The sequence below is a fragment of the Streptomyces sp. NPDC002676 genome, from assembly GCF_053592455.1.
Map to the genome: position 1 here is coordinate 851,435 of NZ_JBSFVT010000001.1, position 23,079 is coordinate 874,513.

Sequence of the window (23,079 nt, forward strand, 5' to 3'; positions counted from 1 at the left end):
CTCACAGTGCTCCTACCTGCCGGTAGATTCAGAGCCTCTTGAACGATCAAGTCTGAAACTTGTTCTAGATTAGCGTCCCGTCATAGTCTCGCGGGACAGTGCAGGCAGAAGGGGGCACAGAGTGACCGCTGAGGCCCGGGCTGCGGGCGCCCACAGGGATCCCGCGGCCGACGGCGAGCGACCGCTCGACATCGCGCTCCTCACCTACAAAGGGAACCCGTTCTGCGGCGGCCAGGGTGTCTACGTACGGCACCTGTCGCGTGAGCTGGCCCGCCTCGGTCACCGCGTCGAGGTCATCGGCTCCCAGCCGTACCCCGTACTGGACGAGAGCGACGCCTACGCCGGCCGGCTCAGCCTGACCGAGCTGCCGAGCCTCGACCTCTACCGCCAGCCCGACCCCTTCCGCACCCCGAAGCGGGGCGAGTACCGGGACTGGATCGACGCCCTGGAGGTCGCCACCATGTGGACCGGCGGCTTCCCCGAGCCGCTCACCTTCTCGCTGCGTGCCCGCCGCCATCTGCGCTCCCGCGCCGGCGAGTTCGACGTCGTCCACGACAACCAGACGCTCGGATACGGGCTGTTGGGTGACGTCGGCGCGCCCCTGGTCACCACCATCCATCACCCCATCACCGTGGACCGGCAGTTGGAGCTGGACGCGGCCGAGGACCGCAAGCGCCGCCTGTCCGTGCGCCGCTGGTACGCCTTCACCCGGATGCAGAAGCGCGTGGCCCGCCGCCTGCCCTCCGTGCTCACCGTCTCCGGCACCTCCCGCCAGGAGATCGTCGACCATCTCGGCGTCCGCGACGACCGCATCCACGTCGTCCACATCGGCGCCGACACCGACCTGTTCGCGCCGAATCCGGCCGTCCCCCAGGTGCCCGGACGGATCGTCACCACCTCCAGCGCCGACGTGCCGCTCAAGGGCCTGGTCTTCCTCGTGGAGGCGCTCGCCAAGGTGCGCACCGAGCACCCGGCCGCCCACCTCGTCGTCGTCGGCAAGCGCCCCACCGAGGGCCCCGTCGCCCAGGCCATGGAGCGCTACGGCCTCGAAGGCGCCGTCGAGTTCGTCAAGGGCATCTCCGACGCCGAACTGGTCGACCTGATCCGCTCGGCCGAGGTCGCCTGCGTGCCCTCCCTGTACGAGGGCTTCTCGCTGCCCGCCGCCGAGGCCATGGCCACCGGGACCCCGCTGGTCGCCACCACCGGCGGCGCGATCCCCGAGGTCGCGGGCCGCGACGGCGAGACCTGCCTGGCCGTCCCGCCCGGTGACGCGGACGCCCTGGCCGCCGGGCTGACCTGGCTGCTCGGCGACCCGGAGCTGCGGACACGGCTCGGCCGGGCCGGCCGGCAGCGCGTCCTCGACCGCTTCACCTGGGCCCGGGCCGCCGAGGGCACCGTGGCCCGCTACCGCGAGGCCATCGCCGGCTCAGGCGGCCCGCGCCCCGAGCCGCACACCGAGGGCCGCCCCGCGGCCACCACAGGCGTCTACACCGAAAGCAGGGCCACGTGCTGACCGTCGACTTCTCCCGGTTCCCGCTCGCCCCGGGCGACCGTGTCCTGGACCTCGGCTGCGGGGCCGGCCGGCACGCCTTCGAGTGCTACCGGCGCGGCGCGCAGGTCGTGGCCCTCGACCAGAACGCCGAGGAGATCCGCGAGGTCGCCAAGTGGTTCGCGGCGATGAAGGAGGCCGGAGAGGCCCCCGAGGGCGCCACCGCCACGGCCATGGAGGGCGACGCGCTCGCGCTGCCCTTCCCGGACGAGTCCTTCGACGTCGTCATCATCTCCGAGGTGATGGAGCACATCCCCGACGACAAGGGCGTCCTCGCCGAGATGGTGCGCGTGCTCAAGCCGGGCGGGCGCATAGCCGTCACTGTGCCCCGCTACGGCCCCGAGAAGGTCTGCTGGGCGCTGTCCGACGCCTACCACGAGGTCGAGGGCGGCCACATCCGCATCTACAAGGCCGACGAGCTGGTGGCGAAGATCCGCGAGGCGGGCCTGAAGCCGTACGGCAGCCACCACGCGCACGCCCTGCACTCGCCGTACTGGTGGCTGAAGTGCGCGTTCGGCGTCGACAACGACAAGGCGCTGCCCGTGCGGGCGTACCACAAGCTGCTGGTCTGGGACATCATGAAGAAGCCGCTGGCCACCCGGATCGCCGAGCAGGCGCTGAACCCGGTCATGGGCAAGAGCTTCGTGGTCTACGCGACCAAGCCGCACCTGCCCCGGGTCGACGAGAGCGCCGAGGCCGCCGCGACCTCCGAGGCGGTCGCCAAGTGACCACCCCCCGGACAGAACACCTGGTCCTGCCCGGGGTCCTCACCGCCGAGCAGGCCGCCGCGACCGTCCGTGGCATCCTCGCCGTACAGCGGGAGGACGGCGCGATCCCGTGGTTCCGCGGCCACCACCTCGACCCGTGGGACCACACCGAGGCCGCCATGGCCCTGGACGCGGCCGGCGAGCACGAGGCGGCCGAGCGGGCGTACAGCTGGCTCGCGCGCCACCAGAACGAGGACGGCTCCTGGTACGCCGCCTACGCGGACGGCGCCCACGACGACGTCACCGACCGCGCCCGCGAGTCGAACTTCGTCGCCTACATAGCCGTCGGCGTGTGGCACCACTATCTCGCCACCGGGGACGACACGTTCCTCGACCGCATGTGGCCCACCGTCTACGCGGCCGTGGAGTGGGTGCTCGCGCTCCAGCAGCCGGGCGGCCAGATCGGCTGGCGGCGCGAGGACGACGGCACACCCACCGCGGACGCCCTGCTCACCGGCAGCTCCTCCGTCCACCACGCCCTGCGCTGCGCCCTGGCCATCGCCGAGCAGCGTGAAGAGCCGCAGCCCGACTGGGAGTTGGCCCTTGGTGCGCTGCGGCACGCGATCCGCCGGCACCCGGAGCGGTTCCTCGACAAGGACCGCTACTCGATGGACTGGTACTACCCCGTCCTCGGCGGCGTGCTGACCGGCGCGGAGGCCAAGGCCCGCATCGAGGCCGACTGGGAGCGCTTCGTCGTCCCCGGCTACGGCGTGCGCTGCGTGGTGCCCAACCCGTGGGTGACCGGCGGCGAGTCCAGCGAACTCGCCCTGGCGCTGTGGGCGATGGGCGAGTCCGACCGGGCCCTGGACATCCTCCAGTCCATCCAGCACCTGCGCGATCCGGACAGCGGCCTGTACTGGACCGGGTACGTCTTCGACGACGACGCGATCTGGCCCCTCGAACTCACCACGTGGACGGCCGGCTCCCTCCTGCTGGCCGTCGCCGCCCTCGGCGGCCACGACGCCACGTGCGCGGTGTTCGGCGGCGACCACCTGCCGACGGGCCTGGACCCCGACTGCTGCACATAGTTCAGCGCAGCCGGTTGGCGATGGCATGGCCCACGAACAGGTAGAGCACGGCGGCGAGGCCGTAGCCGACGACCACCCGAGCCCATTCCTGGTCGAAGGTGAAGATGTCCTGGGTCCAGCCCGCCAGCTGCACGGCCACGTCGTGGATGAACCGGACCACACCGTTGGACCGGTTCGCGTGCACCAGGTACAGCAGGATCCACAGACCGAGGATCAGCGCCACGACGTCGGCGACGCCTGCGATGACCCGCCCGGCCGGATTCCCGCCGCGGTAGCGATATCGAGGGGTCATACCTGCCTGATTACCGCGAAACGGATGATTAAACCATCAACGGTTTCCTCCGGGCAGACCCGAACGGGCTCCCCTGAGTCGCGCACACCGGCCGGCCGGGGGAGCCTGCCGGAGGAAGCAATCGCTCGGGGAGGACACGTCGGGAGGACCCCGTGCCCGTACCGATACGACGTCTTGCCGTGGCGCTCACCCTGTGCTGCGCCCTGCTGGCCGGTTCCACGGCCTGCGGAAGCAGCGAGAAGAGCAGTGGGCGGGACACGACGGCGGTGACCGCCGTGCCGGCCGCCGTCACCCCCAGCCCGACGACGTCCGCCGAGCGCCAGAAGTTCGCCAAGACCCGGTTCGTGGCGAACGCGGCCCTGGCGGCCGGCGCGACCTACCAGTGGATCGTGAAACCCTGGAAGGCGGGCAAGTTCAAGAAGGGCGCCCACGGCCGCAAGACGACCCTGGTCAAGGCCGGTCTCGCCGGCGCCTTCACCTACAACCGGCTCAAGGCCGCCGTCCGCAACGCCAAGGGTGACCCGGCCCTCTCCAAGGCGCTCGCCCCGCTCAGCGCCGGCATCGAGGCCCTGAAGGGCCTGCCGTCCAAGCTCCGCGCGGGCGACGCCGGCGCGGTCAACTCCTTCAGCGACGTCATCGGCAAGGTGAAGGACGCGGGCGCGAGCGCCGGCGCCCCGGTCAAGGACCAGGTGCCGTCCGCCTCCCAGCTGACCAAGGGGTAGGCCTAGGAGTTCAGCTCCGCCAGCACCCGCAGGGTATGGGGGTCCGGTGCCAGGGCCAGCAGGTCCGTCACCGGGCCCTTGCGCCACAACTCCAGCCGTTCGGCGATGCGCCCGCACGGGCCCACCAGGGAGATCTCGTCGGCGAAGGCGTCCGGCACGGCCAGTACGGCCTCCTCGCGCCGACCGGCGAGGAACAGCTCCTGGATCCGCCGCGCCTCCCGCTCGTACCCCATGCGCGCCATCAGGTCGGCGTGGAAGTTGCGGGCCGCGTGGCCCATACCGCCGATGTAGAAGCCGAGCATGGCCTTCACCGGCAGCAGCCCCTCGGCCACGTCGTCGCAGACCCGCACCTGGGCCAGTGGCGCCACCAGGAACCCCTCGGGCAGCTCCCGCACCGCCTCTCCGTACACCTCGGGCCGGCTCGGCGCCCAGTACAGCGGCAGCCAGCCGTCGGCGATCCGGGCCGTCTGCGCCACGTTCTTCGGCCCCTCCGCGCCCAGCAGCACCGGCAGGTCGCGGCGCAGCGGGTGCGTGATCGGCTTCAGCGGCTTGCCGAGCCCCGTGCCGTCCGGCCCCCGGTACGGCAGCGGATGGAACCGCCCGTCCGACGTCACCGGCGCCTCCCGCCGCAGCACCTGCCGTACGACGTCCACGTACTCCCTGGTCGCGGTCAGCGGCGACTTCGGGAACGGGCGGCCGTACCAGCCCTCCACCACCTGCGGCCCCGACAGGCCGAGGCCGAGCAGCATCCGCCCGCCCGAGAGATGGTCCAGGGTGAGCGCGTGCATCGCGGTGGTGGTCGGGGAGCGCGCCGCCATCTGCGCAACCGCCGTACCCAGCCTGATCCTTGAGGTCTGCGCGGCGATCCAGGTGAGCGGGGTGAAGGCGTCCGAGCCCCAGGACTCCGCCGTCCACACGGAGTCGTACCCGAGCCGCTCCGCTTCCTGCGCGAGCGCCACATGGTCCGCGCCCGGACCGCGTCCCCAGTAACCGAGTGCCAGACCGAGCCGCATGCGCCACGCCTCCTGACGAAGTGTCAGTTCAGGGCTGCCGACTGTACGACAACGGCCCCCCACCCGGAAGGGCGAGGGGCCGTGTCGCAGTTGGCTGCTCGTGTCAGCCGCGCTGTATCCCGGAGGTGTCCTGGAGCACGCCACGGCGGCCGTCCTGGGTCTGTGCGACCAGCGCGGCACCGCGCTGCTCGACCGCCAAGTACCAGGTGCCGGGCGCCAGTTCGGCGATCGTGTTGGGCGAGCCGTCCTCCGCGAACAGCGGGCGGGCCGCCGGGACGGCGAACCAGAACGGCGAGAAGTCCGCGGCGGCCGGCTGCGGCTGCGCCGGAACGGCGGGCTGAGGACCGGCCTGCGGGCCGGGCTGCCCGAACGGCTGACCCGGCTGCGGCTGGGCGCCGTACGGCTGCTGCGGGGCGGCCGGGGCGCCGGGGTAGCCGTAACCGCCGGGCGGCTGGGCGCTGTACGGCTGCGGGGCCTGCGGCTTTGTGGCCGGGACCAGCCCGGCCTTGAGGGCCGGGACGAGGGGCGTGGCGACGGCGGCGGCAGCCATGATGAGCGTGGCGACGAGGGCGAGGATCAGGCCCGTGCCGGCGTCGGGCGCGTGACTGTCCGAGCCGCCTCCGACGTTGTTCAGACCGCCGACCGGGTCGATGACGTTGCCCAGCGCGCTCCATGCGGCGAACACCGTGAACGCGGCACCGAATGCGCCGAGTTCGAGACCCGCGACCTTCGGCGGCTGCGGCAGCGCGCGGGAGAGCACGACGAGCGCGGCGCCGATGATCCCCGCCAGGACGACGCCCATCAGGACCGGGCCGCTCTCCCAGAGGTTCGGCAGGTCGACGTCGTCAGGGATGCCGTCGTACGAGTAGTTGTCGAGGAACGACGCGATGAACAGCAATACCGCTGCCCCGATCACCACGCCGTCGCCTCTAGTGAGGGAGCGGATATTCACTTCAAAGGTCCTTCGTAGGTCGTCTCGTCGTCGGTAGACACTATCGTCCGCGTGATCACGGTGCAGGGCCGGATCCGCCCGCGGTCACGACTCGCGCAGGAAACTCACGATTCCGTCAGAGATCCCTCGCGCCGCGAGCTGCCGCCAGGCGCCGCTGGTCAACAGTGCCGCGTCCTTGCTATCCCGCATGTTGCCGCACTCGATGAACACCTTGGGCACTGTTGACAGATTGAGACCACCCAGGTCCTTACGTGTGACAAGACCGGTACCGCCGCCAAGGTAGTTGGAGGGCGGCTCGCTCGTGACGCGGAGGAAGTTGCCCGCCACGCGCTCACCGAGATCGCGCGAAGGGCCCACGATCGGGCGGGTGTCGGCGGCGCCCGCGTGCACGGCGCCCGGCAGGATCACATGGAAGCCGCGGTTGCCCTGTGCCGAGCCGTCGGCGTGGATGGAGATGGCCGCGTCCGCGCGCGCGGTGTTCCCGATCCGCGCCCGCTCGTCGACGCACGGCCCCCAGGCGGGACTCGTGCCGTCGTGGGTCAGCTTCACCGTGGCACCCAGCTTCTCCAGCAGCGTGCGCAGCCGGTGCGCGACGTCCATGCTGAACCGGGCCTCGGAATAACCGGAGTTGGTGGATGTCCCGGTCGTGTCGCATTCCTTCCAGTTCGTCCCGATGTTCACCTTGCGGTTGATCTCGGTCGCATGCTGGGAGTTGCCCGGGTTGTGCCCCGGGTCGATGACGACGACCTTGCCCTTGAGCGGCTTGGCTCCGGCGGGCACGGGGGCGGGGGGCGACTGGTTCGGGCCCTTGGCGTCGTCGCTCGGGGCGGCCGACGGGGCCGACGTCGCCGACGGGGAGGCGGACGCGGGGGCGGCCGTGCGGTCCGGGTGCCCCGAACCGCCGCCGCCCACCTGCCCGTACACCACCCATCCGAGCAGCGCGCCCGGCACCAGCACGGCGAGCGTCACGGTCAGCGGGCCACGCCGGGGGCGGCGCGGCTGCGGGTAATCGAACTCGGGGCCTACGTACGACACGTCAGCCACCATACCTGGCATCCATGGCGTGCATAGGGGTTAACGAGGAAGTCGAAACCCCAGGTCAGAGGCCCCGAAAGTGCTCACGCGCACACAGTCTGTGAGACACGCGTGAGACGGCGTACTGCCGGTGCGGGAACACCGGCAGCGCCTAGATCCGACCCTTCTTCACCAAGGAGTCAGACCATGGGTACCAAGGTACAGCCCGTCGCTGCCCTCCCCGCGATTCCGCAGCAGCCGACGGCCGCCGACCAGTCGCTGAACAACGTGCACCCGTTCCCGGCGATCGCGCCGGGGTACCGGCTGGCGCCGGTGAAGGTGGAGCACACCAGCGGCACCTCGACCATCGTGTACATCGAGTGCCCGACGTGGTGCGACGAGGACCACGTCGTCGAGTCTGTGCGCGCCGTCGAGGACGTCATGCACCGGACCGGCGGGGTCAACGTGTACGTTCCGACCTTCGGATATGGCGCCTACCCGGTGCAGCTGCACGCCTGGATCGAGAGCGACCCGGTCGCCAAGGATCCGAGCTTCAAGGCCGCGCACATCGCTGTCTCGGACGTCACCGGTGACGAGGGTGCGCACATCACGCCGGAGATGGCGGAGAAGCTGGCCGACGACCTGATCGGCTTCGCCTCGGAGCTGCGGCACCTGGCCCGCACCGCCCGCCTGGCGAACCGCGGGGGCGACGTCTGATGCCGCGCCGTAACCGCAACGTGAACCGGTCCCGCTACCAGGTCGAGTCCGTCGACCTGTCCCGCGTCGAGCCGACCCCGGAGCTGCCGCCGCTGCCCAAGAACCCGGCCGACCGCCGCCGCGCCCTGCGCGTCCGGGGGTGGTGAGGGTGAGCAGCGAGGAGGAGAGGGCGCAGCAGTTTGTCGAGCGCCACTACCCGGCGGTTGCCCGCTTCCTGGCGGCCCGCACGGTCACCCTGGACACGATCGACCACGGCCCGGTTGAGGTCGAGTGCCCCACCTGGTGCATCGGCCATGGCTGGCAGGTGGGCGCTGGTATCGGCCGGAACGACATCACGCACCGGTCGGTGCGGGTGAAGGCCGGCACGGCCATGGACGACGACCGGTGGCTGCCGATGCTGACGGCCAGCGTCTCGTGGGCTCCGTTCCGGGAGCTGGTGCCGGTGATCTCGCTGGTGCTGGACGCGGAGGGCGACTTCGCCGCCGAGGATGGCCGCCACATCGCCGAGGGCCTGCGCGTGGCCGCGTGCCGTGTCGAGGCCCTGGCTGCGGAGGCGATCCGCCTGCGGGGTGAGAGCGCGTGAAGGCCAAGTGGCCGGTGCGCCGGCCGACCGAGCATGCCGCCCTGCGTGCGGTGTGCCGGTCGGCCCGGCCCCTCCCCCCTGTCCCTGCCCTGATGGCGGCGCTGCTGGAAGCGAGCGAGCGCCGTGACCGTGAGGGCTTCTGCCTGGCCGCGCATCGTGTGGTGCGCGCTGCTGCCCCGGAGGTGGGCGAATGAAGCGCAACCCGACCCGGGCCCTGGCCATTGCGGCCGGGCTGGTGATTGTGGCTCTGACCGCTGCCGCGTTCTGGCTGTCCTACGCGCATCTCGCGGAGGTGGCGCGTAGGCACGGGCTCAGCGGCGCCCCGGTGAGGGCGTGGGCGTGGCCGGCGACCCTGGACCTGTTCATCGTGGCGGGTGAGCTGCTGATGCTGCGGGCGGCGGTTGGCCGCCGCGGGGTCGACTGGTGGGCTGTGGGTCTGACGGTCGCCGGTTCGGGCGGTTCGATCGCCTTGAACGTGGCGGGTGTCGGTTCTCACGCGGACCCGCTGAACTATGTGGTGGCTGCTGTGCCGCCCACGGCCGCGCTGCTGGCGTTCGGTGCCCTGATGAAGCAGATTCACCAGGCCCTGACCGATCACACCGAGCCGAACTTCGTGGATGTTGTCCATGAGGTTCCGGTAGCCGAGGTGGACGTCGAGCAGCTACCAGAGCCGGTGGAGACGCCGCGCCCGCTGCCCGAGGTTGTACCGGCTGGGGCCCGGCTGCTGCCGATCGTGGCCCGGCCTCAGCTGGTCGAGGCGACCACCGAGGTGACCAAGCCGCAGTACCGGCTCGACCACTTCGCCGAACGCTACGTGCCCGTCGAGGACGCCCCGAAGGTGGTCACCCCTTCGCCCTCATTCACGTCCACGTGGGACGTGTACAAGGCCGTGGACCTCCCCAAGAAGATGACCGCTGCGGTGGCTGCCGAGCAGCCCCGCGAGGTGGTCACCGAGGTGATCACTCTCAGCCCGGCTGAGCTGCGCAGGAAAGCCCGCAGCCTCAATAAGGAAGCGGTCAAGTCGACTGGACGCTCGGTGACCATCAAGGCGCTGCAGGACGGACTCGGTCTCTCCCGCCGGGACGCGGCCGATCTGCGCCGCGAAGTGGTCATGGCCGCACTCGTCACCGGGGAGGCCCAGTCGTGAAGTGGGTCATCCTTGGCGCCCTGCTCGGGCTGCTGATCGCCGTCCCGTCCACCGCCACGCTGCTCGGCGCCGGCCTCGCCTGGCTGGTCGGCCAGCCCCTGCTGCTGGCGTTCGGTCTCGGTCTCGCCGTCCGCCCGCACCTGCCCCGGCTGCGGAGGTGGGCCCGATGAGCGACGCCATCGAGAAGGCCGCCCGGGATGCGGTCGAGGCCGCCGACAACACCGAGCTGGTCAAGCAGATCGCTGCCGTCCTGGCCGCCCAGCAGTTGCTCAACCAGCAGCCGCCGGCTACCTGCCAGCACCACCAGGCGCAGCCGTTCGACGCGAAGAAGTGGCTCGTCATCGGCGGGGTCGTCGTCTCGGTCGGCCTGGCCGGCGCCCTGTTCGCCGTGGCCATCGCCATCGGAGCGACCTGCGCCACGGCCTGCCTGCTCATCCTCCGTTCTCTGTACCGCGACTACCAGAAAGGCAAGTGACCATGAGCCACCGAATCCACGTCGTGCCCGCCCGGGGCGGACGTAAGTACCAGTACGTGTGCACCTGCGGCGCCCGCGGCTGGGAAACCGAAAGTTCCTACCGTGCGCAGCAGATGGGCCAGCAGCACGAGAAGAAGGCGAGGGGCTGATTGTGGCTGCCACCCAGCACGATCCGCACAACATGCGTGAGCTGGCCGCGACGGTGGTCCTTGGCTATCGCATCGCCCGTCGGCAGGAGAAGGGCAAGTCCACGAAGGCCCTGGAGAACCGCGTCGACCGGATCCGCGAGAAGGCGCAGGAGCGCGAGGACCAGCGCGGCAAGAAGTAGCTACGCCACGGGGCGGCCGTCCAGCCGGCAAGCAGCCGGCCGCCCCGTGTCTCCCATCCCTCCGCAGAGAGAAGGAACCGCCAGCATGACCCAGACCGTCCCGGAGCGGGTAAACGGGCACGTCAAGCCGCAAGTGTCCCTGCTCAAGTTCGCCCCTGAGACGACCGCTGAAGCGCTGGCTCCGGCCGCGGTGGAGCCGAGCAAGGAGACGGCCGCGCCGCGGCGTCGGGTCCGTATCGACTCGCTGCGCCGTGTCGTCGTCGAGACCCGCACGAACCCCGCCTACCGGTTCACCGTCCGCCACGGCTCCTACCTATGGGGCGGTACCCGGATCCTGGCACGTCGGACCTGGGACGGCCGGACCGCGGCCCGATATGAGCGGATGATGCGCATCGCCGAGGCCGGCGGCAACGAGGAACTCGTCCGCGAGTGGGAGCAGCGCATCAGCAGCTACCGGGCAGCCCGGCAGAAGCGGCGCATGGAGCTCCTGCAGCTGGCCCTGAACGCACCGAAGGCGCTGCTCTCCGCGGCCGTCGCCGGCACGGGGCTGCTGCTGTTCATCGGCATCCTGCTGGCCTGGGCGAACCACGACGTGCATGACGTCCTGGCCCCGCTGAATGCTGTGATCGGGTTCATCGGCATGGTCGCGTGGATCGTGTCCGTGATCTGGGATCCGCTGCTGTTCGCGCTGCCCTGGCTGGCCCTGGGCGGAGTGTGGGCGGTCGGCCGCAACCAGCGTTCCGCCCCGAGCTGGGCGCTGCCGGTCGACGGCGGCGACGAGCGGGACGTCGTCCCCGACGAGAACGCCATCATGCGCGCGCTCGGCAACCTGGGCATCGCCCCGCTGAACAAGGCCATAAAGGCTGGCTGGCGGCCCCGTTGGGTGCAGCCGACAACCCGGTCCGGGAACGGCTGGCACACCCAGCTGCAGCTGCCCGAGGGCGTACCCGTCGAGATGGTCAACGGCAAGAAGAAGGTGCTGGCCCACAACCTGATGCGCAAGCCGGTCGAGGTGTGGCCGACCGAGCCGCCCACCCAACCCGGCATCCTCGACCTGTGGGTGGCCGACCAGGGCTCCCTGTCCGGCCCGGTGCCGCCGTGGCCGCTGCTCAAGGAGGGAACCACCGACTACTTCAAGGGCGTGCCTGTCGCCGTCTCCCAGCGCGGCGAGCCCATCATCGGCCAGCTCATGGCCAAGAACTGGATCGTCGGCGGCATCATGGGCTCCGGGAAGACGTCCATCGTCGTGTCCCTGCTGCTCGGCGCGATCCTCGACCCGCTCGTTGAGGCCGAGGTGTACGTCATGGCCACGAACATCGACTACGACCCGCTCAAGCCGCGCCTGAAGACGCTGGTCAAGGGCGACGACAAGGAGCAGTTGAAGGCCGCCCTGGACCGGCTGCGCTCCCTGACCACCGAGGTCACCGAGCGCGGCAAGCTGCTGGAGGAACTCGGCGGCAAGTCGCCGAAGCTCACCCGCGAGATGGCCCTGAAGGACACGCGGATGCGGCCCCGGGTCGTCGTCTTCGACGAGTGCCACGAACTGTTCATGGACAAGGACTACGGCAAAGAGGCCGCTGAGCTGGCCATTCGCGTGATGAAGAAGGCCCGCAAGGTCGGTATCACCCTGATCTGGGTGACCGTGTCGCCGACGGCGGACAGCATCCCGCGGGACGTCACCCGCAACACGTCGCATCGTGTGGCGTTCGCGGTCGGCGACCAGGTCGCCAACGACGGCCTGCTCGGCTCCGGCAAGTACAAGGCCGGCATCCGGGCGACCGAGCTGGTTCCCGGCCAGGACATCGGCACCGCGGTCACCTACGGCTTCACCAGCAAGCCGTTCGAGGTGATCCGCGCGTACTACGTCGCGCGTGACGAGGAGAAGGGCATCGACGAGGTGACGCCGGTGGTCGAGCGGGCGATGGGCCTGTACGACGGCACCGGGCCCGCGGTGGAGCCGACGTTCGAGCCAGCCGACCCGCTCGCCGACGTCGCGGCCGTCATTGGCGACGAGCCGCGCATGCTCACCCAGGAGGTTCTGCAGCGGCTCGCCGAGCGGAACCCGGACGCCTACCGCGGGTGGGGGTTCGCCGATCTGAAGAGTGCCCTGGAGCCCTACGGGGCCGAGCAGTACAAGTCCGGCGGCAAGTCGATGGTGGCCCGCGACCGCGTCCAGGACGCCATCCTCGAGCGGCTCGCCGAGGACGAAGAAGACGAGGGAGCCGACGAGATCTGAGGGAGTTCTCCCTCACCGCATCCCTGTACAGCCTCCCTCGGAGTGACCTGCACAAACAGCCTTCCAGGGAGGCAAGGGAGGCAACGCCGAAGGGGCGTCCGGAGGCCCGGAAACGGGCTTCTGGGCGCCCCTTTTTGCGTCCCTCCCTCGAAGACGTCAGCAGGCAGGGCCGACGGACACCTGCACGTTCTTCAGCCGCTTGGCGGGCGTGGCGTCGGCGTTGTAGCCCGGGTTGTCGCTCGCCCACGCCGCCTGTGTGCAGGTGCCGGGCGTCGTCGGTGACGCCTTCGGCAGCCACTGGAACGTCGTCTCGCAGGTCCCCAGGTAGTAGTTGCCGAGAACCTGTGCGCTGTCGGGCATGCCCGGCACCTTGTACCAGACGATGACGTCCCGCGTCGGCGAGCACTCCTTCGAGTGAGACGGCTTCGGCTTCGGCTTGGCCGTATGGGACGGGCTGGGCGTGGGCGCGGTGACGGAATGGCTGCTCCGTGTGGCCCGCGGGGTCGGCGCGTGCGCCGGCTTCGACGCGGTGTCCGATCCTCCGGAGCCGCATGCGGCGGTGAGCAGGATGGCGGCGATGGGCAGGATGATGCGGCGCACGGGCCCCCCTCGTTCTCGGCTGTGCGAAGTGCGGCAACACAGTGGCACCTGCACGCGAGCAGCGGGGGCGTGTTGCCTGACTGTGACCCGTTGAGGCGGCGCCGAGCAGCAGGCCCTGGGCGCAGGGGCATTTCGCGTTTCACAGGCCATCACATGAGAGTGGCCTCGCCCCATACCCTGGCAGTGGTGAGCTGTACAGGAGAGGGGCAAGGCCGTGACGTCTTCAGATGCTACCCCGGACCCGTTCGCCGAACCGATGGCGTTCGGTCAACGCATGCAGATTCTGCGCCAGCGACGCGGCATGAGCCGCACCGTCCTCGCCGGCTTCCTCGACAAGTCCCCGTCATGGGTCAAGCAGGTCGAGGCCGGACAGATTCAGGTACCGAAACTTCCCATGATCCTACGCATTGCGGAGGTTCTCCGCGTCCGCGATCTCGCCGACCTCACCGGCGACCAGTCCCTGCACGTCGACCTGTTCATCGGCCCTGGGCATCCCTGCCTGCCTGCCGTGCGCGCGGCCGTCGACGCTTTCCCGCTCACCGCCGACCGGCAGGCGCCCACCGCCGCACACCTGCAGCACCGGCTCGCCCGCGCCTGGACCGCCCGCCACCAGGCACCCAACCATCGGGAAGTCGTGGGCCAGCTGCTACCGGACCTGATCCGGGACGCTCAACTCGCCGTCCGCCAGACGGAGACGGCCGCCGACCGGCGCGCCGCTCAGGCGGTGCTGTCCGAGGTGTACAGCCTGTGCCAGTTCTTCGTCGCCTACCAACCCGACTCGGCCCTGCTCTGGCGGGTCGCCGAACGCGGCATGGTCGCCGCTCAGGAGTCCGAGGATCCGCACGCCATCGGGGTCGCCGCATGGCTGACCGCGCAGGCCCATCGGGACGGCGGTCCCGGGCACTTCGAGGCGGCGGACGCGGTCACGATGGAGGCGCTGCGCTACCTGGAGCCGCGCCTGCCCGATGCCAGCGACCCGGTACACGCCATTGCCGGAGCCCTGCAGTTCGAGGCGGGGTACACGGCGGCACGCCGCGGCGAGACCGGTACCGCATGGGCGTGGTGGGACAAGGCGGAGAAGACCGCGAAGAAGCTGCCCACCGACTACTACCACCCGGTGACGTCGTTCTCTCGGGCCATCATGGGCGCGCACGCCGTGACCGTGGCCGTGGAACTGCGGGCCGGCGGCGAGTCGGTACGGCAGGCCGCGAAAGCGGACGCCGTCACCATCCCTTCGAGGCCGCGGCGGGCGCGGCACCGCATCGAGGAGGCCCGCGGCTACCAGCTGGACGGACAGCCGGACGTGGCCCTTGCGACGCTCGCCAAGGCGCACGAGGCCGCACCGGAGACCATCAAGTACAACGGGTACGCCCGCAGGATCGTGCTGGAGGAGACGGAGGCGAAGCAGCCGGAGCGCCGACGCCGGGCCTCGGAACTCGCGGTGAAGCTCGGCCTGCTAGCCGCCTGACCAGTTCGCACACGTGAGCGAGGGGCAGGAATCCTGCCCCTTCTCCGTTTCCGGCGCTTCTACGGTCAGTGACGAAGCGATCACTGATGCCGGGGAGTGCAGCATGGCCAGCAATGAGACCGCACAGGAGGCGACCGTAGTTGTGGAGCCCCCGCCGGACATCGCCACCATGCGCGCCACGGCCCGCCGGCTGCTCGCCGAGGACGCGAAGCCGATCGGCCCCGGTGAGCTGGAGACGCTGCAGCTGACCCTGCGCGGCCACCTTCAGTTGCTCATCCCCGTCATCGAGGCGATGACCCTCACCCTGCCGAAGGGCGACGTACCGCAGGCATGCGCCCTGGCCGGTGTAGGTGAGGCCCGTATGCGGCTGCGACTGGGCGTCGGCGACAACGGGCCCGTGCGCATGTCCGTCGCGATGAAGCTGGCCCGCTCGGTCAACGCCCTGTGCGACCACTACGAGAACCTCGGCGGTCGGGGCGCCTAGCCGCTTCGGCAACCCGACCCGCCCCTGGTGGCTCGTCAGCCGACGTGCGCGAGGTGCCGGGCGACGTCCATCGCCTGCTCAGCGGAGCTTTGCTTGGCGCCGTGCAGGTTGATCGTCACGTTCTTCGTGACGTTGGTGACCTGCGGGGTGCCATCGCCGCCACCGAATGCGAGGGCTGCCGTCGGCCGGGCCCGGACTGCTGCCCGGATAGCTGCCCGCCGCCCGGCCGACGCGGTGATGTCACCAAGCCGCTGGGCTGCGGCGCCGACGAGGTGGCTGTGCATGTCGATGCCATGGACCATGCCGAGGACGACGTTCTTACCGACCTCATCGCGGAAGACCAGCGACGGACTCTTGATCTTCAGCGCCTTTTTGATCTGCGCTACCAAGTCCGTGGCCAGCTTGGCCATCTGCTTGGCGAGCGCCTTCTCCTGGCTCTTGAGCCCGCTGAGGAACCCCTTTCCGGCGTCCTTCCCGGAGTCGAACATCATGTCGGCCATGTCTTTGCCGAAGTTGGTGGCGAGCTTGCTGCCTGATGCCGTCAGCTGATTCAGCTTCTTGATGTCGGCAGCGGTGAGGCCCTTCTGGCTCAGAATCGCGGCGAGCTGACTGCCGGGGCCGGCCTCTGCAAGCTGGGCAAGCAGCTCCTTGGACGCTCCCTGCTTCTTCAGGGACTTGGTGAGCCCCACGAAGCTGGAAGCCGTCTTCTGCTGATGCGTCATCTGGGCAATGAGGCCACCGACACTCAGTGCGCTCGTGCCGCTGATGGACAGGAAATCCTTGACGTTCCCGGCCTGGTCGGCCGCGTACTGGCTGGCTTCCGCGATCCTCTTCTGGATCGAATCACGACGGTCGGCGAGCCTCTCCAGCTGGACACCCTTCTGCATGACGCCGTGGGCGGTCCCGGTGTAGCCCGCATTCAGCAGCTTCGTCGCCAGGCTCTTGATGGCCGAGGCGATGGCGCTGCTCGTGCCGGTCGACAGCGTCTTCACAAGCCCCGTGGCGATCGTGTTGGCGATCGAAGTCTTCGCCGACCGCTTGGCGTTGGCCAGGGAGATCTCCGCCGCTTTCAGTTCCTTTTTGGCAGCCTCAAGCTTCTTCTCCGCCGCCGCTACACCCTTCTTCCGCCGCTTGGCGTCGGCGAGCGCGTCCTTGGCGTCCTCCACCTTCTTCTTGTCCCGGCTCACCCGGTCGGCCGCGTTCATGATGGTGCCGGACGCGTAGCCGGGCAGCTTGATGCCCGCAGCCTGCGCAACCTTCATCGACTGCGGGTTGGAGAGGATCGTCTCGCCGCCACGCAGGTTGATGAGTTCCGGTCCCCGCTCACCGACCCACGCCCAGCCCGGTGCGGCGCCGCCCGAACCCTTGGCGTACCAGCCGATGTTCGTCTCGTGCGCCCACGCCGCAGTCGGCGAGCCGTACCGGGACTTGATGTACGACAGACCCCAGCGAATCTGGGTATTTGGGTTCGTCCGCCAGTCCGGCCCTGCCGACGCCATCTTCTCCGGCGGGAGCGCCTGCACGATGCCGTAGGCGCCGCTGCTGGGGTTCCGCGCCCACCACCGCCAGCCAGATTCCCGCTGCCACAGAGCCTTCAGCGCCGGCCACTCAGCAGGCCCCCAGCCGTAAGACTTCATCGCCAGCTGCGCGAACTGCTGGGCCGAACCGACGGCGCTGCTGTCACCGAGGCCGAGCGCACCACCAAGCTTCGCCAGCCACTTCTCGCCGACCTTGCCACCGTTCTTGAGCACGGCTTCGGCAGCGTCCAGAGGGCTCTTGAACACGGACTTTGCGACCGTCTTCAACGCGTCATGGCCTTGCAGCATGCCGTGCTGCAGGCCCGCCATGATCCAGCCGCCGTACTCCATCATCACCTTGGACGGCGACCCGATCTTGAAGACGTCCACGACGGCCGAAACGATGCTCTTCTTGATCCGGCCTGCCCACGATGTGAAGTCGTGGCCCTTCTTGGCCAGCCAGGACCAGGTGCCCGCGACCAGGCCGGAGATGAGCGATCCGCCCGCGCCGTACAACCAGCGGCCGGCCCCGGAGAAGGACCCGGAGATCGGCGAGTGGACATGCTTGCTGAACCAGCCGCCGATGCCCTTGGCGACCGACCACAGGCCGGATAGGAAACCGGAGACCACGCTGGAGCCCTTGCCGTACAGCCAGCCGCCCGCACCGGAGAAGAACTTCAGCACCGGCGACTTCACATGGTTCATGAGCCAGCCGCCAATGCCCTTGGCCACGTTCAGGGCGCCCACGAGAATGCCGCGGATGATGTTCGAGCCGACCGGCATCATCAGCTTCGACGGGGAAGCGATCCCAAAGCCCTGCTCCAGCCAGTTCAGCATCTGGTGCGGCAGCGTCGAAGTGAACCAGTGGGCGGTGGCATGCCAGGCACTCTTGGCGCCCTGCGCGATGCCGTGGACGATGTCCCCGCCGATGCCGGCTATCCAGCCGTTGAAGGATTTGATGGCGTCTGCCAGGCCCCCGGAGGGGGAGAACACCCACTTCAGGGCGTCCCAGATGCCGCCGACCGCGTACCCGACCGCCTGACCGAAGTAGACGATCGAGTCGGTGACACCCTTCGTCTTGCCTGACAGGGTGCCGAACGCGGTAGCGATCGCGATTGCGCCCCCGACCATCAGGCCGATGGGCCCGGTGGCTGCCACCCAGCTCTCACTCATGGCCACGGCCAGGCCCTTGAAGGCGGTACCCAGACCGATGATCTTCTGCGTGATGGCCGTAGCAATCATCACGTCGACGATGGTCTGGAAGACGGGCGCCGGGGTCTTCATGACGATCGTGCCGAATGCCTTCGAGATGCCGAGCGCGGCCGTGGCGAGCGGCTTCAGCTCCTGCGCGAGGTGCGTACCGACCTTGCGGATCGTCTCGCCGAACTTCCGCGCATCCGACTCGCCCGGCATCATCCCCTTCGGGATCTCCGGCCCCTTGAGCACCGGGGTGGGCACCTTCACCGACGGCATGTCGCTGATGCCCGTGAGGCCCTTCAGGAAGTCCCCCACGACGCTCTCAGCGCTGCTGAACTCGGCCTTCAGCTTGCCCATGGGGATGAAGTCACCGAGATGGGAGCCGATCTTCTCGGCGGCCGGGACGACCTTGTTGTTGATGTAGCCGACGAAATTCGTCAACGGCGGCAGCAGTGCCGTGCCCAGGCGCACCGACCCGGTTTCGAGGGCGGACTTCAAGCGCTTCCACTGCGCTTCCGCGGTCCTGCGTTGCGCCTTGACCGCGTCCGCGTACTTCCCCGTCGAGCCGTTGACCTGGTCCTGCTTCTTCTTCATCACGTCGAGGTTGGAGATCATCGACAGGATGCCCGCCGACGACCGGCCGCCGCCGAACGCGCGGGACAGGATCTGTGACTGCTGCGCGGCCGACAGCCCGGAGGCGTCGAGGTGGTCCTTCAGCAGCTGAATGGCCCCGATGAGACCGTCCTTCGAGCGCATGGCGTTCGCCAGCTGCAGGCCGGTGAGGTGAATCTTGTGCAGCTGCTTCTCGGCGGCACCCGACGGGGCGCCGAGCAGGGAGATGGACATGCGCAGACGGGTCGCAGCGTCGGCCGCCGGCACGCCCTCGTCGGTGAACAACGCCAACGCGGCACCGACCTGGGTGAGACTGAGCCCGAACGTCTTGGCCGTGGGCAGGATGCCAGATGCCAGGGCCTCGGTGAACTGCTCCATGGTCATGTTGCCCGCGCCGATGATGCTGTTCACGGTCGCCGCGGCCTTACCGAAGCTGGTGGCGCCCTTGATGCCGGTACGCCAGGCGCCCGCCAAGGCGTTGGTGGTGGCCTCCAAATCGGCGTGACCGACCGCAGCCAGGTCGCTCGCGGTCTTCAGGGCCTTCATCGCGTCGACGTTGTCCATGCCGACGCTCTTGAGGTGGTACAGGGCCTCTGACAGCTGCTGGGGGCCCTGCTGCACGGTCCCGCCAAGCTTGAGCACCTGCTCACTGAGCGTCTTGACGTCCTGACGGGTGGCGCCCGCCTGCGTCGAAATCTTCATCATGGACGACTGGAAGTCCACGGCCGACTTCACGGAGACCGCGCCGATGCCGGCCACGGCGGTCGCACCGGCCATGAGCCCGACCTTCATGGCCGTACCGACCTTGCCGCTCAGCTTCTCCAGAGCGGTCATCTTCCTGCCGACCCTGTCGAAGGCGCCGGACGCGCGGTCCCGCCCGATCAGGTCGAAGCGCACCGAAGTAGCCATCGGTCACCTCTCCAGATCGCGCTTGATGCCGTCGACGACCCGGTTCACCGCGGCCCGTGCCAACGGGCCGGACGCCTGCAAGCTCTTGTAGAAGAACGGGTGCGGCTCCTGCGTCACCCACACGTCCCGGCCGTAGACCCGGTGCCGCCAGGGCTTCTTCTTGCCCTCCATGTACTTCGGCAGGGCCTTCATGTGGGCGGGCATCTTGCGGCCATCGACCCGCAACGTGACGCCCGCATCCCGGCCGGACGTGCGCACCTGCAGCTTGACCGCCTTCGACAGCGTTCCGCGCAGGCCGTCAGGCCGGTACGGCCGCTTGGACGGGGTGGCACGCGCGGCCGACCGAACCCGAGGTACCAGCGGCTTGCCCGCGGCCCGCAGCTCCTTCGTGAGCCGCTTCTTCAGTTCCTTCTCGTCCAGCTGCCGCAGCTTCTTGGCGAGCCGCTTCAGCTCGCTCGAGGTGCGGACCTCGAAATCGGCGACCATGCTTGGGGCCTCTCACGGAAGTGGTGAGGGGCGGGTGCAGGAATCCGCTCGCCTGGGAGGCTGGGTCATGGCGGTCCTTACGCGCAGCCAGGCGCGCTACACCCGCCCCTGGATCAGGGGCAGTCGCGGCGCAGCAGCGCCAGGCGTTCGAGGCGCAGCCGATTGGCGGCAGCAACACGGGCTTCTTCACGGACTATCGACGGGTCCTCACGGCGCCTTTCCAGCACGGCGCGAATCGTCGGCGGGTCACCCTTGGCCGCGCCGTCCCGCAGCGCGTTGCTCTCGATCCAGCAACGCAGGGCCGACGGGCCGGCGGGCACGTCGCCCCAGTGCGGCGGGAACATGCCGCGCATCCGCAGCGGGTTGGCCCCGTACAGCGGGTCGTCGCCGGCCGCGTACTCCACCGGATTCATGCGGCAACCTCCGACTGTGCGGCGGCCACATCGGCCTCGGTCACGTACCGCAGACGGGCGTTGTTGCCGCCACCGGGCTCCCCGTTCCACTCCGGACGCGGCACCGTCAGCTCGTATTGGACACCTGCGTCGTGCCGCGCCCGCCGGGCAAGATCCTCGTACTCCAGCACGTGGTAGTCGTTGCCTGCCTTACGGCGGACCTCCCAGTACGCCGCCCGCGTGGCTTCGTCGCGGCCGTCCAGCCACTCCTGGCAGGCCTCCAGGAACTCGTTCCACGTCATCGGCTCTCACCGCCGCTGACGGAACGCACCTCGACAGGGGCTGCGAGCCCCGTCGGCAGGAGATCGGACAGGGTGAGCGTGCGGCGCTCCAGGGCGGCCTGTACGACGCGCACAGCCCGCCCGAGCTTCGTCGGGTCTGAGGCGTTGCGTTCGGCCGCGTAGCGCTGATTGGCGGCCACTGCCGCCGCGGTACGGGACTGCTCGGACATGAGAAAGGCTCCTCATCGAAGACCGCGCATTCGCGCTGCTGTCTCGACGGGAGCCCGCTCGCCACCACACCCGAAGGTGCCTACGGCCGGCGCCTGTATGCAACCGGCGGCCGAGCAATGCCAACTTCCGCGTTACGCCCCAACCCGTTGTGTGCTTCGCCGCGTCCAGAGCGGTCACCGACCGGGTGCCCCCAAGTCGATGCCGTGGCGACGCGGTTACGCGGTCCAAGGTCGAATACGCCTACCTGATGTTGACGGTAGCACGCAACGTCACGGCGACAACATGCGCAAATTCAGTTAGTTGAGGGCGGGTGCAGGAATCCGCTCGCCCGCTGGTCGCAGCGAGGTCATGGCGGCCCTTGCGCGCATGGTTGAGCGCGATTGACACCCGCCCAGAGCGCCGGCTGGCTCGCTCAAGCGGCCGGCGCAGCCGGAGGGCCGGCCGGGGATCCCGCCCAGGAGGAATGGGGATCCCCGGCTGGCTGGGCCGCGCGGCAGAGTCGCGGCCAGCGGGAACGGGTGCTGCCACTGGACCCGGTACAGACGGGTGGCACTCCAGCGGCCCGAAGGTGCCCAGCCTCCGACATCCAAACCCGCAGGTCAGAGGCTAGAAGCTGGGACTGACGAGACCACTGCCGCCGATTTCGACCACACTTGCGGGATAGCGCGCCGCTGTGAAGCTGAGGTAGCCGTATACCTGAAGCCGCACAGTGAGGTTGCCGGAGCCGACGTCGGGCAGCACGCGGGAACGGATGCCGGACTCGAACAGCAGCAGGTCGCTCGCACGGACGATGTGGATGACGTCCTCGTTCGTGCCCGCGCCGAGCGTGGTCGGCATCGACGGATCGGTGACGACCGGCAGACCGTGCATCTGGCCGACGACCTGCTCGGCCGCGACCGCGCCCAGCGTCGCCACGGCGTTCATCGGGTTACCAGCGTCCGGCACCACCAGCGGACGGCCGGCACTGTCCGACGCAGCGAGGAACCACGCCCAACGCCGCGGGTGCATGACGATGGCCGTCGGCGGCATGAACCGCTGCGTGTGCACTCGCTGCACCGCATCCGCGATCTTCGAGTAGACGCCCGCCACCGTCGGCGACCCCGACGTGTAGGTGATGGTGGTGATGCCCGAGGTCGAGCGGATACCCGTGACCTGACCCGACGAGCCGGACCCGGAAATCACCTGCACGTCCAGCTTCGTCGCGTAGTCCGCCACCAGGTCACGGAAAATGACCTGATCGAAGCTGATCGGCGACTGGTCGAGCAGCTGGATGGCAACATCCTGCTGGCCGGCGATCGTGCGCACCGGGGCCTGCACCGACGTGTCGGCGAGGTCGGTCTCCTGCACGGCCGCATTGTCCGCGGTCTGGATGGCCGTCGCCGTACCCGTCGACATCTTCGGGATGTTGATGCTGTCGGTGCCGGGAGGCAGCGGCTGCCCGTTGCACAGGTTGGCGTAGGCGCGGCCGGCGCGGGCCAGGTCGATGTACTGCGACATGAGCCACAGCGGCGGGACCGCGAAACCCCCGGACCCATCGGTACGGCTCAGGTCGCGGTACTCGGGGCTTGCGGCAGCCTCGGCCACGTCCTGCGCATGCCGTGCCAGACGCTCCCGAGCCTCCCCGGTGGCGTCCATGTTCAGCTGGACCCGCATCAGATCCTGCAGGTACGAATGGCCGTTGCCCTGATCGTAGGTGCGGCCCTCACGAACCGACTCGACACGGGCAGCGGCCCGCTTCACCGCGGCGGCGCCCTCCGTGAGCGTCGCAGAGCGCTGGGCCTCTTCCGACAGCTCGGTGATGCGCTCATCCAGATGCCGCAGTTCCTCGTCGAGCCTCTTGATATGAGCGGTGTACTCGCGGAACTCCGTGTCCTCTTCGGGATGCAGGTATTCGCGGGCCTCTTCATCAGCGAGAGACACGATGGCCGCGCGCTTGGCGACGGCAGTCTCACGGTTCTTCGCCGTCTGCTCGCGCTTCGCGATCAGCCGCTGGAACATCGCGGACGTGTGCGGATTGGACTGTACGGACACAGGTAGCCCCTGGTGGGTGTACGCATCGCGTTTCCCAGTGCCAGGGCT

At 69.5% G+C, this 23,079-nt stretch carries 27 protein-coding genes; 16 read left to right on the forward strand and 11 right to left on the reverse strand.

Going from position 1 to position 23,079, the window contains the following annotated elements; translation table 11 throughout:
- Positions 1–121: 121 nt before the first annotated feature.
- From ACWD3E_RS03975 to ACWD3E_RS03985, 3 genes are read left to right on the forward strand one after another with little or no spacing between them, the layout of a single operon-like run.
- Entirely contained in the window at positions 122–1,513 is a 1,392-nt protein-coding gene (locus ACWD3E_RS03975; RefSeq protein WP_451385939.1) for a glycosyltransferase family 4 protein, read from the forward strand.
- Positions 1,507–2,277, forward strand: coding sequence for a class I SAM-dependent methyltransferase (locus tag ACWD3E_RS03980; protein ID WP_451385940.1), 771 nt, complete (start codon positions 1,507–1,509; stop codon positions 2,275–2,277). Before ACWD3E_RS03975 ends, ACWD3E_RS03980 begins: the two co-directional genes overlap by 7 nt.
- Positions 2,274–3,344: a prenyltransferase/squalene oxidase repeat-containing protein gene (locus ACWD3E_RS03985; RefSeq protein WP_451385941.1), complete on the forward strand. Its 1,071-nt coding sequence runs from the start codon at positions 2,274–2,276 to the stop codon at positions 3,342–3,344. Before ACWD3E_RS03980 ends, ACWD3E_RS03985 begins: the two co-directional genes overlap by 4 nt.
- A 1-nt stretch (position 3,345) precedes the next feature.
- On the opposite strand, the gene ACWD3E_RS03990 is transcribed toward ACWD3E_RS03985, so the two are convergent.
- Complete coding sequence (locus tag ACWD3E_RS03990; protein ID WP_451385942.1) at positions 3,346–3,636, reverse strand: hypothetical protein; 291 nt, start codon at positions 3,634–3,636, stop codon at positions 3,346–3,348.
- Positions 3,637–3,788: 152 nt separating this feature from the next.
- Between ACWD3E_RS03990 and ACWD3E_RS03995 the strand changes: the two genes are divergently transcribed.
- Positions 3,789–4,358: a hypothetical protein gene (locus ACWD3E_RS03995; RefSeq protein ID WP_451385943.1), complete on the forward strand. Its 570-nt coding sequence runs from the start codon at positions 3,789–3,791 to the stop codon at positions 4,356–4,358.
- 2 nt (positions 4,359–4,360) lie between these two features.
- On the opposite strand, the gene ACWD3E_RS04000 is transcribed toward ACWD3E_RS03995, so the two are convergent.
- The 3 genes from ACWD3E_RS04000 to ACWD3E_RS04010 form a co-directional block, all read right to left on the reverse strand.
- A complete protein-coding gene (locus ACWD3E_RS04000; protein ID WP_451385944.1) occupies positions 4,361–5,371 on the reverse strand; it encodes an LLM class F420-dependent oxidoreductase in 1,011 nt (336 codons plus the stop codon).
- Between the two features lie 103 nt (positions 5,372–5,474).
- The gene (locus tag ACWD3E_RS04005; protein ID WP_451385945.1) at positions 5,475–6,323 is read right to left on the reverse strand and encodes a DUF5336 domain-containing protein; all 849 of its coding nucleotides are present in this window, start codon (positions 6,321–6,323) and stop codon (positions 5,475–5,477) included.
- A gap of 84 nt (positions 6,324–6,407) precedes the next feature.
- A complete protein-coding gene (locus ACWD3E_RS04010; protein WP_451385946.1) occupies positions 6,408–7,358 on the reverse strand; it encodes an N-acetylmuramoyl-L-alanine amidase in 951 nt (316 codons plus the stop codon).
- A gap of 186 nt (positions 7,359–7,544) precedes the next feature.
- On the opposite strand from ACWD3E_RS04010, the gene ACWD3E_RS04015 reads away from it, so the two are divergent.
- From ACWD3E_RS04015 to ACWD3E_RS04060, 10 genes are all read left to right on the forward strand, one after another.
- Positions 7,545–8,054: a DUF6907 domain-containing protein gene (locus tag ACWD3E_RS04015; RefSeq protein WP_451385947.1), complete on the forward strand. Its 510-nt coding sequence runs from the start codon at positions 7,545–7,547 to the stop codon at positions 8,052–8,054.
- Positions 8,054–8,200 carry a hypothetical protein gene (locus ACWD3E_RS04020; RefSeq protein ID WP_451385948.1) on the forward strand — a complete coding sequence of 49 codons (147 nt, stop codon included), beginning with the start codon at positions 8,054–8,056 and terminating at the stop codon, positions 8,198–8,200. The genes ACWD3E_RS04015 and ACWD3E_RS04020 overlap by 1 nt, the downstream gene beginning before the upstream one ends.
- A 2-nt stretch (positions 8,201–8,202) precedes the next feature.
- Positions 8,203–8,637 (forward strand): DUF6907 domain-containing protein, encoded by a 435-nt coding sequence (locus ACWD3E_RS04025; RefSeq protein ID WP_451385949.1) that lies wholly within the window; start codon positions 8,203–8,205, stop codon positions 8,635–8,637.
- Positions 8,634–8,831, forward strand: a complete 198-nt coding sequence (locus tag ACWD3E_RS04030) for a hypothetical protein (RefSeq protein ID WP_451385950.1) — start codon at positions 8,634–8,636, stop codon at positions 8,829–8,831. Before ACWD3E_RS04025 ends, ACWD3E_RS04030 begins: the two co-directional genes overlap by 4 nt.
- Positions 8,828–9,784 carry a DUF2637 domain-containing protein gene (locus ACWD3E_RS04035; RefSeq protein ID WP_451385951.1) on the forward strand — a complete coding sequence of 319 codons (957 nt, stop codon included), beginning with the start codon at positions 8,828–8,830 and terminating at the stop codon, positions 9,782–9,784. The genes ACWD3E_RS04030 and ACWD3E_RS04035 overlap by 4 nt, the downstream gene beginning before the upstream one ends.
- Complete coding sequence (locus ACWD3E_RS04040; RefSeq protein WP_451385952.1) at positions 9,781–9,954, forward strand: hypothetical protein; 174 nt, start codon at positions 9,781–9,783, stop codon at positions 9,952–9,954. Before ACWD3E_RS04035 ends, ACWD3E_RS04040 begins: the two co-directional genes overlap by 4 nt.
- Complete coding sequence (locus ACWD3E_RS04045; protein WP_451385953.1) at positions 9,951–10,259, forward strand: hypothetical protein; 309 nt, start codon at positions 9,951–9,953, stop codon at positions 10,257–10,259. Before ACWD3E_RS04040 ends, ACWD3E_RS04045 begins: the two co-directional genes overlap by 4 nt.
- A 2-nt stretch (positions 10,260–10,261) precedes the next feature.
- The gene (locus ACWD3E_RS04050; protein WP_451385954.1) at positions 10,262–10,408 is read left to right on the forward strand and encodes a hypothetical protein; all 147 of its coding nucleotides are present in this window, start codon (positions 10,262–10,264) and stop codon (positions 10,406–10,408) included.
- A 2-nt stretch (positions 10,409–10,410) separates the two neighbouring features.
- The gene (locus ACWD3E_RS04055; protein WP_451385955.1) at positions 10,411–10,587 is read left to right on the forward strand and encodes a hypothetical protein; all 177 of its coding nucleotides are present in this window, start codon (positions 10,411–10,413) and stop codon (positions 10,585–10,587) included.
- A gap of 85 nt (positions 10,588–10,672) precedes the next feature.
- Positions 10,673–12,823, forward strand: a complete 2,151-nt coding sequence (locus ACWD3E_RS04060; RefSeq protein WP_451385956.1) for a zonular occludens toxin domain-containing protein — start codon at positions 10,673–10,675, stop codon at positions 12,821–12,823.
- Between the two features lie 156 nt (positions 12,824–12,979).
- On the opposite strand, the gene ACWD3E_RS04065 is transcribed toward ACWD3E_RS04060, so the two are convergent.
- A complete protein-coding gene (locus tag ACWD3E_RS04065; RefSeq protein WP_451385957.1) occupies positions 12,980–13,423 on the reverse strand; it encodes a hypothetical protein in 444 nt (147 codons plus the stop codon).
- Positions 13,424–13,679: 256 nt separating this feature from the next.
- Between ACWD3E_RS04065 and ACWD3E_RS04070 the strand changes: the two genes are divergently transcribed.
- Both ACWD3E_RS04070 and ACWD3E_RS04075 read left to right on the forward strand, forming a co-directional pair.
- Positions 13,680–14,891 carry a helix-turn-helix domain-containing protein gene (locus ACWD3E_RS04070; protein ID WP_451386488.1) on the forward strand — a complete coding sequence of 404 codons (1,212 nt, stop codon included), beginning with the start codon at positions 13,680–13,682 and terminating at the stop codon, positions 14,889–14,891.
- A gap of 103 nt (positions 14,892–14,994) precedes the next feature.
- Entirely contained in the window at positions 14,995–15,375 is a 381-nt protein-coding gene (locus tag ACWD3E_RS04075; protein ID WP_451385958.1) for a DUF6415 family natural product biosynthesis protein, read from the forward strand.
- 35 nt (positions 15,376–15,410) lie between these two features.
- On the opposite strand, the gene ACWD3E_RS04080 is transcribed toward ACWD3E_RS04075, so the two are convergent.
- The 6 genes from ACWD3E_RS04080 to ACWD3E_RS04105 all read right to left on the reverse strand — a co-directional run bounded on the left by ACWD3E_RS04080 (position 15,411) and on the right by ACWD3E_RS04105 (position 23,031).
- Positions 15,411–19,610, reverse strand: coding sequence for a phage tail tape measure protein (locus ACWD3E_RS04080; protein ID WP_451385959.1), 4,200 nt, complete (start codon positions 19,608–19,610; stop codon positions 15,411–15,413).
- Positions 19,611–19,613: 3 nt separating this feature from the next.
- Positions 19,614–20,096: a hypothetical protein gene (locus ACWD3E_RS04085; protein ID WP_451385960.1), complete on the reverse strand. Its 483-nt coding sequence runs from the start codon at positions 20,094–20,096 to the stop codon at positions 19,614–19,616.
- Positions 20,097–20,209: 113 nt separating this feature from the next.
- Positions 20,210–20,509, reverse strand: coding sequence for a hypothetical protein (locus ACWD3E_RS04090; protein WP_451385961.1), 300 nt, complete (start codon positions 20,507–20,509; stop codon positions 20,210–20,212).
- Positions 20,506–20,790 carry a hypothetical protein gene (locus ACWD3E_RS04095; RefSeq protein ID WP_451385962.1) on the reverse strand — a complete coding sequence of 95 codons (285 nt, stop codon included), beginning with the start codon at positions 20,788–20,790 and terminating at the stop codon, positions 20,506–20,508. Before ACWD3E_RS04095 ends, ACWD3E_RS04090 begins: the two co-directional genes overlap by 4 nt.
- Entirely contained in the window at positions 20,787–20,999 is a 213-nt protein-coding gene (locus ACWD3E_RS04100; protein WP_451385963.1) for a hypothetical protein, read from the reverse strand. The genes ACWD3E_RS04095 and ACWD3E_RS04100 overlap by 4 nt, the downstream gene beginning before the upstream one ends.
- Before the next feature lie 607 nt (positions 21,000–21,606).
- Positions 21,607–23,031 carry a phage major capsid protein gene (locus tag ACWD3E_RS04105; protein ID WP_451385964.1) on the reverse strand — a complete coding sequence of 475 codons (1,425 nt, stop codon included), beginning with the start codon at positions 23,029–23,031 and terminating at the stop codon, positions 21,607–21,609.
- Positions 23,032–23,079: the final 48 nt, after the last annotated feature.

Excerpts from the sequence above, each read along its gene's own strand:
- ACWD3E_RS04045 (WP_451385953.1), top strand. The coding sequence starts at position 9,951 with ATGAGCGACGCCATCGAGAAGGCCGCCCGGGATGCGGTCGAGGCCGCC.
- ACWD3E_RS04050 (WP_451385954.1), top strand. The coding sequence starts at position 10,262 with ATGAGCCACCGAATCCACGTCGTGCCCGCCCGGGGCGGACGTAAGTAC.
- ACWD3E_RS04035 (WP_451385951.1), top strand. The coding sequence starts at position 8,828 with ATGAAGCGCAACCCGACCCGGGCCCTGGCCATTGCGGCCGGGCTGGTG.
- ACWD3E_RS04015 (WP_451385947.1), top strand. The coding sequence starts at position 7,545 with ATGGGTACCAAGGTACAGCCCGTCGCTGCCCTCCCCGCGATTCCGCAG.
- ACWD3E_RS04020 (WP_451385948.1), top strand. The coding sequence starts at position 8,054 with ATGCCGCGCCGTAACCGCAACGTGAACCGGTCCCGCTACCAGGTCGAG.
- ACWD3E_RS03990 (WP_451385942.1), bottom strand. The coding sequence starts at position 3,636 with ATGACCCCTCGATATCGCTACCGCGGCGGGAATCCGGCCGGGCGGGTC.
- ACWD3E_RS04000 (WP_451385944.1), bottom strand. The coding sequence starts at position 5,371 with ATGCGGCTCGGTCTGGCACTCGGTTACTGGGGACGCGGTCCGGGCGCG.
- ACWD3E_RS04095 (WP_451385962.1), bottom strand. The coding sequence starts at position 20,790 with ATGACGTGGAACGAGTTCCTGGAGGCCTGCCAGGAGTGGCTGGACGGC.
- ACWD3E_RS04090 (WP_451385961.1), bottom strand. The coding sequence starts at position 20,509 with ATGAATCCGGTGGAGTACGCGGCCGGCGACGACCCGCTGTACGGGGCC.
- ACWD3E_RS04085 (WP_451385960.1), bottom strand. The coding sequence starts at position 20,096 with ATGGTCGCCGATTTCGAGGTCCGCACCTCGAGCGAGCTGAAGCGGCTC.
- ACWD3E_RS04070 (WP_451386488.1), top strand. The coding sequence starts at position 13,680 with ATGGCGTTCGGTCAACGCATGCAGATTCTGCGCCAGCGACGCGGCATG.
- ACWD3E_RS04060 (WP_451385956.1), top strand. The coding sequence starts at position 10,673 with ATGACCCAGACCGTCCCGGAGCGGGTAAACGGGCACGTCAAGCCGCAA.
- ACWD3E_RS04080 (WP_451385959.1), bottom strand. The coding sequence starts at position 19,610 with ATGGCTACTTCGGTGCGCTTCGACCTGATCGGGCGGGACCGCGCGTCC.
- ACWD3E_RS04100 (WP_451385963.1), bottom strand. The coding sequence starts at position 20,999 with ATGTCCGAGCAGTCCCGTACCGCGGCGGCAGTGGCCGCCAATCAGCGC.
- ACWD3E_RS04075 (WP_451385958.1), top strand. The coding sequence starts at position 14,995 with ATGGCCAGCAATGAGACCGCACAGGAGGCGACCGTAGTTGTGGAGCCC.